The 11858-nt window shown below is 44.3% G+C and carries 8 protein-coding genes; 4 read left to right on the forward strand and 4 right to left on the reverse strand.

What is annotated here, in order from left to right:
- The first annotated feature begins 60 nt into the window (after nt 1–60).
- Together G563_RS0103335 and uvrA are read left to right on the forward strand one after the other, a co-directional pair.
- A complete protein-coding gene (locus G563_RS0103335) occupies nt 61–3273 on the forward strand; it encodes a S41 family peptidase (protein ID WP_374754479.1) in 3213 nt (1070 codons plus the stop codon).
- A gap of 92 nt (nt 3274–3365) precedes the next feature.
- Entirely contained in the window at nt 3366–6218 is a 2853-nt protein-coding gene (gene uvrA, locus G563_RS0103340) for an excinuclease ABC subunit UvrA (RefSeq protein WP_028664055.1), read from the forward strand.
- A gap of 503 nt (nt 6219–6721) precedes the next feature.
- Here the strand turns inward: uvrA and G563_RS37875 are convergent.
- Entirely contained in the window at nt 6722–6895 is a 174-nt protein-coding gene (locus G563_RS37875) for a hypothetical protein (RefSeq protein ID WP_157585036.1), read from the reverse strand.
- 249 nt (nt 6896–7144) lie between these two features.
- Between G563_RS37875 and G563_RS33625 the strand changes: the two genes are divergently transcribed.
- Nucleotides 7145–7753 (forward strand): transposase, encoded by a 609-nt coding sequence (locus G563_RS33625; protein WP_037325830.1) that lies wholly within the window; start codon nt 7145–7147, stop codon nt 7751–7753.
- 182 nt (nt 7754–7935) lie between these two features.
- Here G563_RS33625 and G563_RS0103355 read toward each other — a convergent pair whose 3' ends face one another.
- Nucleotides 7936–8373: a hypothetical protein gene (locus G563_RS0103355; RefSeq protein ID WP_028664056.1), complete on the reverse strand. Its 438-nt coding sequence runs from the start codon at nt 8371–8373 to the stop codon at nt 7936–7938.
- 232 nt (nt 8374–8605) lie between these two features.
- Here G563_RS0103355 and G563_RS0103360 point away from each other — a divergent pair, with 232 nt between their 5' ends.
- Nucleotides 8606–10786, forward strand: a complete 2181-nt coding sequence (locus tag G563_RS0103360; RefSeq protein WP_028664057.1) for a M28 family peptidase — start codon at nt 8606–8608, stop codon at nt 10784–10786.
- Nucleotides 10787–10859: 73 nt separating this feature from the next.
- Here the strand turns inward: G563_RS0103360 and G563_RS0103365 are convergent, their stop codons facing one another.
- Nucleotides 10860–11639, reverse strand: coding sequence for a TIGR00266 family protein (locus G563_RS0103365; protein WP_028664058.1), 780 nt, complete (start codon nt 11637–11639; stop codon nt 10860–10862).
- 7 nt (nt 11640–11646) lie between these two features.
- A complete protein-coding gene (locus tag G563_RS33630) occupies nt 11647–11853 on the reverse strand; it encodes a hypothetical protein (RefSeq protein ID WP_037325831.1) in 207 nt (68 codons plus the stop codon).
- Nucleotides 11854–11858 lie beyond the last annotated feature (5 nt).

Below are 11858 nucleotides of genomic sequence, written 5' to 3' on the forward strand. Positions count from 1 at the left end.
TTAGATAACTTTGGGAGAGTTTCTCACTTCATTTATTCATGCTAAATCCCAATCATCATTGTGAAAATTACTCTTAAAATCTTCATTGCTACCCTTTTTGCGATTACTTCTTTTGCGCAGTCGTCTCCCAAATGGCTTCGGTATCCGAGTATCTCGCCTGATGGTAAAACCATCGTATTTACTTACAAAGGAGACCTTTGGAAAGTCCCTGCTGTGGGAGGCAGTGCCATTCCGCTGACTTTTCATGAAGCGCACGATTTCATGCCCGTATGGTCTCGTGATAGCAAAACTATCGCTTTCGCATCCGACCGTTTTGGAAATTTTGATGTCTTTACGATTCCTGCTGAAGGGGGAGAAGCCAAACGCCTCACTTTCCACTCGACCAATGAGTACCCTTACGACTTTTCGCCTGACAATCAGCGCGTTGTTTTTGGAGGCCTACGGATGGATTTAGCTACTAATCGCCAATATCCTACTGGTTCACAACCTGAGCTTTATAGCGTTGCGCTCAAAGGTGGTCGTGTGCAGCAAGTATTGAGTACACCAGCCGAAGATGTAAAATTCAGCAAAGACGGCAGTAAACTGGTCTATCACGACAAAAAAGGTGGCGAAAACCCTTGGCGTAAACATCATACCTCCTCTATTGCAAGAGATATTTGGACATATGATACCAAAACCCAAAAACACACCAAACTGACTACTTTTGCAGGCGAAGACCGGAATCCTATTTTTGCCGAAGAAGATAAAAGCATTTATTATCTGAGCGAAAGCAACGGCTCTTTCAACGTCCACAAGCTTTCTTTAGCTTCGCCCAATCAGCCCCAAGTTCTTACTTCTTTCAAAAAACATCCCGTTCGGTTTTTGAGCATGGCTACTGATGGTACGCTTTGTTTTAGCTTCGATGGCGAAATTTATACTTTAAAACCAGGTGCTCAGCCCCAAAAAGTCACTATTAACATCGCTGCTGATACGCGTGTCAACAACGAGCGCGTTGTGAATGTCAGTGGTAGCGTACGCGATATGGCTGTATCCCCCAATGGCAAAGAAATCGCTTATATTTTTAGAGGAGAAGTATTTGTAAGCTCGGTAGAGGGAAATCTCACCAAACGTATCACCAATACTCCCGAGCAAGAGCGTAGCGTAAGCTTTTCGCCTGATGGCAAAGCCCTGTTGTATTCGTCTGAGCGGGGCAATAGTTGGAAAATTTTTGAGACACGCATCAGTCGAAAAGAAGAGCCCTATTTTTATGCTTCTACGGTTTTGAAAGAAACGCCGCTGATTGTCAATGACAACGAAAGTTATCAGCCTTCCTACGCTCCCGACGGCAAAGAAATCGCCTTTATCGAAAACCGCGCTACTCTCAAAATCCTTAACCTTTCTACTAAACAAACGCGGACGATCCTAACCGACCAAGAATTGTTTTCTTGGGGCGACAACGACCAATACTTCCAATGGAGTCCCGACGGCAAATGGTTTTTGTTGGATTATAATCTTCCCAATGTGAGGGAAGGAGAAATCGGGCTTATTTCAACCGATGGCAAAGGCAAAATCACGAACCTCACTCAAAGTGGTTTTGAAGACAACCGCGCCAAATGGGTACTGAATGGTAAGGCTATGCTGTGGTTTAGCAATCGTGAAGGGCTCAAAAGCTTGTCTCAAAGCGGCAACACCCAATCTGATGTATATGCTTTGTTTTTGACGCAAGCGGCTTACGACAAATTCAAACTCACTAAAGATGAAGCTGCCTTAGCAAAAGAGCTTGACGAAAAAGCCACCAAAGCCGATACTACCAAGAAAAAAGACAATAAAAAAGATACCACTGTGGTGATTGAAATGGAGGGGCTAGAATTGCGCAAGGCCAAATTGACCATTCACTCTTCCAACCTTTCGGATGCTCTTATCAACAAAGACGGTGATATGCTGTATTATTTGACGCGCTTTGAAAAAGGCTACAACCTCTGGAGTACCAATCTACGCACTAAAGAAACCAAACAACTCACCGCACTCAATGCCAATGGCGGCGGTAGTATGGTATGGGACAAAGAGCAAAAAAATATCTTTTTGAATGCCGATGGTAAAATTTATAAAATAGACGCTGCAACCGGAAAACAAGAAAGCATTAGCACAAGTGGCGACATGAATCTCGACATCGCCGCCGAACGTGCCTTTATGTTTGAACACGTATGGCGTCGCACAAAAAAAACATTTTATACCGCCACCTTCCACGGGGTAAATTGGGATAGTTATAAACCTGATTATCTACAACAGTTGCCTCATATCAGCAACAACTATGAGTTTGCGGAGATGCTAAGTGAGCTACTCGGCGAACTCAATGTATCGCATAGTGGCGCGGCATACAATCCACCTTCTACCAATGGCGATGCCACGGCCTCGCTCGGAATATTTTTTGACTGGAATTTTGCAGGCCCCGGCATTAGGATAGAAGAAGTAATCAAAGACGGTCCCGCCGACAAAGCAGGCTTGAATCTCAAGCAAGGTACTATCATCGAAGCTATCGACGGCGAAACTATCTCTAACGACCGTGATTTGGCTCAATATCTCAATCGTAAAGCAGGCAAAAATGTACTTCTTTCACTTTTGGAAGGTACTACTCGGCGCGAAGTAGTGCTTAAACCCATCAGTATCGGCGAAGAAAATCAATTACTTTACAAGCGTTGGGTTCGTCGCAATCAAGACGAAGTAGAAAAACTCAGCAAGGGAGCCTTGGGTTATATTCATATTCCGGGTATGGCTGATGGGCCTTTCCGAGTAACTTACGACGAAGTGATGGGAAAATTTGCCACCAAAAAAGGAATCGTAGTAGATACGCGCTTCAATAGCGGAGGCGATTTGGTATCCGACCTAGCAACCTTCTTTTCGGGTAAAACTTACATGTATAATGCCACCGACAAACGAGTCATTTACTCTGAGCCTAGCTACCGCTGGAGCAGACCAAGTATCTCGCTCGCCAATGAGGCCAATTACTCTGATGGCCACTGCTATGCACACATGACGCAGGCCGTCAGTCTCAACAAGCTCGTGGGGCAGCCTGTACCAGGCACTTGTACTTTTGCGGGTTGGGAAATGCTCCAAGACCCTAGTATTCGTTGGGGAGTGCCTCCGGTAGGCGTAAAAACCATGGCAGGTACCTATCTTGAAAATGCCCAAACAGAGCCTAACATCAAAGTATGGAATGACTATGAAGTGGTGATTAAAGGCAAAGACCAACAACTCGAACGCGCAGTAGAGGAACTGATGAAAGAAGTAAAATAATAAACAACCCCCGTCAAGGTTTAACAAAACTTTGGCGGGGGTGTTCTCAATAGAATTGGTAACTTTACGCTCCCCTTTTGCGTTACCAATTCATGGACAATCACAAACCTATTCTAACAGACATCGAACTCACGGGCCACGACCAAATAGAAGTCATGGGAGCCCGTGAACACAACCTTAAAAATATTGACGTCACTATTCCACGCAATAAGCTCGTAGTAGTGACTGGTATCAGCGGCAGTGGCAAATCTTCGCTCGCTTTTGATACTATTTATGCCGAGGGCCAACGCCGATACATGGAAAGCTTTTCGGCTTATGCACGTGGTTTTTTGGGAGACATGGAGCGTCCTGATGTTGATAAAATCGAGGGCTTGAGTCCTGTAATTAGTATTGAACAAAAAACTACCTCTCGCAATCCGCGCTCTACCGTCGGCACGGTCACTGAGATTTATGATTTTTTACGTCTGCTGTATGCTAGGGCAGGCGATGCTTTTAGCTATGCTACGGGCCGCCCGATGGTCAAACAATCGCAAGACCAAATCATCGACCAAATTTTAGCTCAATTTGAAAATCAAAAAGCAACCCTCCTTGCCCCTGTTGTAAAAGGTCGGAAAGGGCACTATCGTGATTTGTTCGTCCAAATTTCAAAATTAGGTTATACTAAAGTGCGGGTTGACGGCGAAGTTCAAGACATAACGCCCAAAATGCAACTTGACCGCTATAAAATCCACGATATTGAGATTGTAATAGACCGCCTTATTCCTAAAAAAGACGACCGCTTTCGCCTGAGTCAATCAGTGGGAACTACTCTTAAACAAGGAAAAGGGGTGATGATGATGCTCGACTCCAAAAACGAGGTACATTATTTTTCTCAAAACTTAATGGATCCCGAATCGGGTATCAGCTATGACGACCCTGCACCCAATAGTTTTTCTTTCAACTCACCTTATGGCTGGTGTCCTACTTGTCAGGGTTTAGGCGTAGTAGAAGAAATTACTGAAGAAAGTGTCATTCCTGATAAAAGCCTGAGTCTGAGCCGAGGAGCCATTGCTCCTATTGGCGAATACCGCGACTTATGGATTTTCAAACAACTTGAAATTATCCTTAAACCTTTCAAGGTCACCCTCAGCACGCCTATTGAGAAATTTCCAGCCGAGGCCATCGACATCATGCTTAATGGTACCGACGAGCCTGTACCCGTCCCCTCCAAAAAATATGAAGGTACCGAGTGGAATACTAAGTACGAAGGAATCATTACGTTTTTGAGACGTCAACAAGAAAATGGTTCGGAAAAAATTCAGGATTGGCTCAAAGACTTTATGACCATCAATACTTGCCCCGATTGTCAAGGAGCAAGGCTCAAAAAAGAAGCACTTTGGTTTAAAATAGACGGTCGAAACATCGCCGAGTTGGCCGAAATGGACATCAGAGAGTTGTCCAATTGGCTCAACGGCCTAGAAGATCGTGCCACACCACGCCAGCAATTGATTGGAAAAGAAGTACTGAAGGAAATCCGAAAGCGGGTTGGTTTTTTGCTCGATGTTGGGCTGGATTATTTGACCCTAAATCGCCCTTTGAAAACCCTCTCTGGGGGTGAAGCTCAGCGCATTCGTTTGGCTACACAAATCGGCACACAGCTCACGGGTGTGCTTTATATCATGGATGAACCAAGCATTGGACTACACCAACGCGATAATGTGCGTCTGATTGATTCCCTGAAAAAACTACGGGATTTAGGAAATACCGTTTTGGTAGTGGAGCATGACAAAGATATGATGCTTGAATCTGACTATATTCTCGACATCGGCCCCGGTGCAGGCCGGCATGGTGGACAGGTAGTAGGCAAAGGCACTCCTGATGAATTCTTAAAAAATGGCTCACTTACTGCAGATTTTTTAAGTGGACGAAAGGCCATTGAAGTTCCTAAAAAACGCCGCGAAGGAAACGGAAAGAGTATCATCTTGAAAGGAACGACGGGGCACAATCTCAAAAATGTAACGTTAAACCTGCCCTTAGGCAAAATGGTGTGCGTTACGGGTGTAAGTGGCAGTGGAAAATCTTCCTTGATTCACGAAACGTTGTTTCCGATTCTGAATCGCCATTTTTATAACTCCAAACGCGAACCTCTTCCTTATAAAAGTGTAGAAGGACTAGAACATATTGACAAAGTAATCGAAGTAGACCAGTCGCCTATTGGTCGTACTCCGCGTTCCAATCCCGCTACTTATACCAATCTTTTTTCAGAAATCCGTACCCTTTTTGCTGAACTGCCCGAAGCTAAAATTAGGGGTTATAAGCCTGGACGGTTCTCATTCAATGTCAAAGGGGGGCGTTGTGAAGATTGCGAAGGAGCAGGAATGAAAAAAATAGAAATGGAGTTTTTGCCTGATGTGTATGTAGACTGTGATACTTGTAAAGGCAAACGCTTCAACCGCGAAACCCTTGAAGTTCGCTACAAAGGCAAGTCTATCGCCGATGTACTGGATATGACGGTAGAGCAAGCGCTGGAGTTTTTTGAAAGTATCCCCAAAATATACCGAAAGGTATCTACTCTCAATGACGTAGGTCTGGGCTATATTACTTTGGGTCAACATGCCACTACGCTTTCGGGAGGAGAAGCCCAACGTGTAAAACTCGCCGAAGAACTTTCAAAAAAAGATACAGGTCAAACACTTTACATTTTAGATGAACCCACGACTGGACTTCATTTTCAGGATATTCAGCATTTGCTTGATGTGCTCAACAAGCTCGCCGATAAAGGCAATACGGTTTTAATCATCGAACACAATCTTGATGTTATCAAAGTATCAGATTATGTAATAGATTTAGGGCCAGAAGGAGGCAATGCCGGTGGGCGTATCGTAGCGGAAGGCTCACCCGAAAAAGTTGCCAAAGCAAAAGATAGTTTTACAGGCAAATTTTTAAAATTGGAATTATCATCGTAGGGGCAGGGCTTGCCCCTGCCCATTTATCCCTGCCCTCTTTTTATCTTGCCTCTGACCCTTTATCTTTTGCCACTGCCCTCTTTGTCCCTGCTCCGTTTGTCTTTCTTTTGCCACTGCCCATTTATCTTCTAACTCTGCCCCTTTTATCTTCTACCCTGACACCTTTATCTTCTACCCTGCCCTCCTTACTTTCTGCCCTGTCCATTTATCTTCTACCCCTGACCTCCTTTATCTTTTCCCACTGCCCATTTTATCTTTGGCCCCTGCCCATTTATCTTTGGCCCCTGCCCTTTTATCTTCTACCCTGACACATTTATCTTTTGCCCTGACCTCCTTACTTTCTGCCCTGTCCATTTATCTTCTACCCCTGACCTCCTTTATCTTTTCCCACTGCCCATTTTATCTTTGGCCCCTGCCCTTTTATCTTCTACCCTGACACATTTATCTTTTGCCACTCCCATTTATCTTCTACCTCTGCCCCTTTATCTTTTGCCACTGCCCATTTATCTTCTACCTCTGCCCCTTTTATCTTTGGCCTCTGACCATTTATCTTTTGCCCCCTGCCCTCTTTGTCCCTGCTCCGTTTGTCTTTCTTTTGCCACTGCCCATTTATCTTCTACCTCTGACACCTTTATCTCCCACCCAAAAGTTTTTTGTACAATACATATCGGGTCCATGATTCATTCGCGCAATAGGGGTAGACGCAAGAACTAGCACTTATTCGCACAATAGGGGTAGACGCAACAACTAGCACTCATTCGCGCAATAGGGGTAGACGCAAGGCCTACCCCTACGGATACAAATTTTCTCTTTTTCGAACGATACAGGATTGGCCTGTTTTCTACAGAATTCTCATACTATGTGACCACTTATGTGCTACTTCAGTCCAATCTCTAAAAATCCTTTTTGAGATTAACGACATACATATGAAGTTCAATCCAAAGTTGCATCATCGCCAGTCCATTCGCTTGAAAGGTTACGACTATAGTCAATCAGGTTCTTATTTTATCACAATCTGCGCTAGAGAAAGAGAATGTATTTTTGGAGAGATTAAAGAAGGTAAAACCATTTTGAGCCATTTGGGGCAATTGGTTGAACAGGAATGGCTAGCGCTCCCTCACCGCTTTCCGCACACAGACCTAGATGAATATGTGGTTATGCCTAATCATTTTCACGGCATTATTCATATTGCAGTAGGGGCAGGCCTTGCGTCTGCCCTTGAGTCTGCCCAACTTGAAGCACCCCAATTTAAACCTGAACAAATTGGCCCTACCCCTCCTACTTCAACATTAGGAGATATCGTATGTGCCTTTAAATCATTGGTATTCAAAAGGCATTATGATTTGATTAGAAACAATCATTTAGATGAAATTGCCAAATGTTGGCAGAGGAATTATTGGGAGAGGATTATCAGGAATCATCAAGAATATAATAATATTCAAAATTACATTATCAGCAATCCTGAAAGATGGTCACAAGATTCAGACAATTTAGAAAGATTATTATCCCGCATGACCGAAAAAAAATCCCCGTAGGGGCGGAGGCAAGGCGGAGGCAAGCCCCGCCCCTACTATTTTGCCTCTCACCTATTGTCGAAGACAGCCTGACTCAGAACCTATATTTACCTGCCATTCGCTCCATATGGGGAAAGCCCAAAGACTGAGACTCAATAGCATTAAAACACAAAGGGCCGAAAAATTCGGCCCTTTGTTGCTAATCACCATCCTCTATTCCGTCCATAACGACCATAATCGTCGTAGGTTGAACGTTCTCTATCTCTTTTTTCTTTCGTAATCTCGCGATTCAAAGCGTACAAGTCATCCGTCAATTCACGACGCTCACGAGGGTCAAGCACACGATCGCGCCAAAAAATCTGCTCCTTACGCTCAATTCGCTCCGCATCTCTCATCAAACCTTTTGCCTCTCTCGAACTCAACGAGCCTTGCGCAATACCGTCTGCAATACGACGACGAGCTTCCCGCTGAAAATCATCAATTCTATCTCCTAAATTTCCTCTACCATAACGAGGGTCATAATTGCCTCGGTTGTCATAGCGGTCGTCATACCTACGGTCGCGGTTGTTGTTACCCCATTGGGCATTGGCACTGCTGAAAGCGACAAGAATCATGGCTGCGGCAAAAACTAAATTTTTCATGGCTATTTGTTTGTTTTGGTTTAAAACTTATTTCCTGATTTTTACTCTTAGAACGCTAAAAACTGGAAAGGTTTATAATGGCTTGGTTAATGATTGTTAACAACATTTTAAAAGATTTTATTAAATTGCTACATCAACCTAAACTATCCTTCAAAACTTGTTTCTGAGCCTGTATTCGGGCTTTTTATTCATTTATATCGGTAAAAAACCATAATCATCAACCAACACCTCAATGAAAATTTCTTTATTTACTGTCAGCCTTTTAGGGATTGTCATGGGTGCGCAAGCCCAGCAAAACCTCAGTGGATTTGCCCCTTCCAGTCAGGCCAAACAACAAAAAACAGAACAAGAGTACCGCACCAAACAATCAGCAGAGCGTTATAAGCTTCATCTTCACAAACTCACCAGTGAACCTCACTTGGCTGGAACGCCCGAAAACGAGAAAGTGAGAGACTATATCGCCGACGTGATGCGCAAAGCTGGTTTACAAGTAGAGATATTTCCTCATGATATTTATATGTCCAAATCTCCCGGAGAAAGTATAGTGGAGTTGGTAGAACCCATCAGAATGCCACTCAACAATCGGGAGTTTATCTTACCCGAAGACAAATACTCAAGCGACCCACGCCTCACCCCTGGCTGGAATGCTTACTCAGGTTCGGGAGATGTGACGGCAGAGGTGGTTTATGCCAACTATGGTCGCAAAGAAGACTTCGAACAGCTAAAAGCCTTAGGGATTTCGGTAAAAGGGAAAATCGTTTTGGCACGTTATGGGGGCAACTTTAGAGGATACAAAGCCAAACACGCCGAAGCAGCGGGCGCGGCGGGCGTAATCATCTACACCGACCCTTCAGATAGTGGATATATGAAAGGCATTACTTTTCCTGAAGGTACTCAGCCCAGCGACAATACCATCCAGAGAGGGTCATTGCTCACAGTCGATTTCACGGGCGACCCTCTTACTCCTTTTGAACCTGCTTTGCCTCTCGATGGCCCCAAAAAAATCAAACGAGTTGACCCTAAAGATGCTGCTTTCCACAAAATCCCAGTAACGCCCCTACCGTGGGGGTCGGCGGTAGAGATATTCAAAAAAATGACTGGCAACAAAGCCGTTCCGGCAGGTTGGCAGGGAGGGCTACCTCTGGCTTATCGCTTAGAAGGAGGGCCTACGCTCAAAGTCCGTTTGAAAGTAAAACAAGATAAAGAGTTTGTAAGAGTATATCAGGTAGTGGGTACATTGACCGGAAGTGAACTCCCCGACGAGTGGATACTCGCAGGCTGTCATTATGACGCTTGGGGATATGGCTCAACCGACCCCAATAGTGGTACTGCCATGCTATTGACTTTGGCCGAGTCTTTGGGAAAACTACCCCAAAAACCCAAACGTACCATTAAAATTTGTCATTGGGATGCTGAAGAGCACGGGGTATTAGGCTCTACCGAATGGGTAGAACAAATGCGCGATGAGCTATCTGCCAAAGCCATTGCCTACATGAATTTTGACGCGGCCGTATCAGGAAAAATGTTTGGTGGTAGTGCATCGCCTTCTCTCAAAAAATTAATCATTGAAGCTGCCCAATCTGTCGAATACCCAGATTCCAACAAAACTGTTTATGAACATTGGGTAGCACAAAAAGGAGCCAAAAAATCCAGCACTGTTGGAATCGGTGGCTCGGCACCTGTTGCCCACGAAAACGAACCCACTATTGGTAACCTTGGCGGCGGCTCTGACCATATTGCTTTCTATATGCACGTGGGTATTCCTTCTCTAAGTGCTGGTGTAGGCGGCCCTACGCTTTATCACTCTCTTTATGATGATTTATTTTTCTATCATAAGTTTGTGGATTCGACCTACAAAATGGGGCCTATGGTAGAGCAGGTAGTAGGCACCATGTCACTGCGACTTGCCAATGCCGATATCTTGCCTTATGATGTGAGCCGATATGCCACCGACCTTACCACTCACCTCAAAACCGCCGAAAAAGCTATAAAAGCGTATTCTCCTTCCTACTCTATTGAAAAGTTGCTTGCACAAGTCGAAACACTGAAGCAAAACGCCGAACAATTTGAGGCTAAAGCAAAAGCCCTTTTGAGTGAAGATAAATTGGACAAAAGCAAACTAAAAGCCATCAACCAAGAATTACGAAATCTCGAAAAAGCCTTCATCGACCCCAAAGGCATGGCGTATGGGTCGTGGTACCGCTCTCTGTATGCTTCATCTGATCCTTATAGTGGCTATGCTTCTTGGATGCTGCCGGCGTTTCAGTATGAAGCTTCACTTAAATCCACGGCAAATTTGGCCGATATTGAAGCTCGTCATGCCAAAGCAATTGAAAACTTAAATAATAAGATTGTAAGCTTAAACCAACAACTTGGCGGGACTGCGTCGTCGCTCGGAGGGGGCAAAAACTAACTCTTTCTCACAAAAAACCTTGACAAGGCTTTACATCCTTGTCAAGGTTAAAGATAAGCTTTTGGTATAAGTACTAATCTTCAAACAAATTACCCAATCCTCCCAATACTGACCCACTTTCTTTGCGAGCTTGTGGGCTATGTACCGAAAGCCTATCTACGAGTTTGGAGATTGGCATAGATTGTATCCAACATTTACCTGTTCCTTGTAAAGTAGCTAAGAAAATACCTTCTCCCCCAAAAATCATTGATTTAAGGCTTCCAGAGCGTTGCACGCTGAAATTGATGCTGGGCTCAAACGCTACCACACAACCCGTATCTACTCGAAGCGTTTCGTTGTTTAGTTGACGCTCAATCACGACTCCACCTGCATGAACGAATGCCAGACCGTCTCCTTGAAGTTTTTGTAAAATAAAACCTTCTCCCCCAAACAGACCACTACCTAGACGTTGGTTGAAGTGTATATTAAGTTTGGTACCCATGGCGGCGCACAAAAAACCGTCTTTTTGGACAATCAACGAATTTCCGTAAATATTGGACAAATTGATAGGCATTACCGTACCCGGATAAGGCGCTGCAAAAGCTACCTTACGCTTGCCATAGCCACGATTGGTAAAGTGGGTCATAAACAAAGACTCCCCAGTAAGCAGGCGGCTACCGGCTTGAAAAATCTTACCCATGATGCTCTGATTGGCATTGGAGCCGTCACCCATTTTGGTTTCAAACTGTATGCCTTCTTCCATAAAAAGCATGGAACCCGCCTCGGCGATTACGGTTTCGTTAGGGTCAAGTTCGATTTCGACGATTTGAATATCCTCGCCGATGATTTTGTAGTCAATTTCGTGAGAGTTCATAATTTGATTATTCTTCAGGATTTTCGTTAAGATCATCACGCGAACGCAGTTTTTTGTCGTCAACGTGTTTGTTCAAAAATTGATTGATTTTATCGATATCGATAGTTGAAGTGATTTCACCAAATGAATTGATACGAATATCAAAACCGTCCAAGTCTTTGTGAACGCGCGGTTTTTCGGCGCTCTCCGGAGGGGTTGTTTTTTTCTTTGTCATATCGT

This window comes from Runella zeae DSM 19591 (assembly GCF_000423565.1).
In the GTDB taxonomy this organism is placed as follows: domain Bacteria; phylum Bacteroidota; class Bacteroidia; order Cytophagales; family Spirosomataceae; genus Runella; species Runella zeae.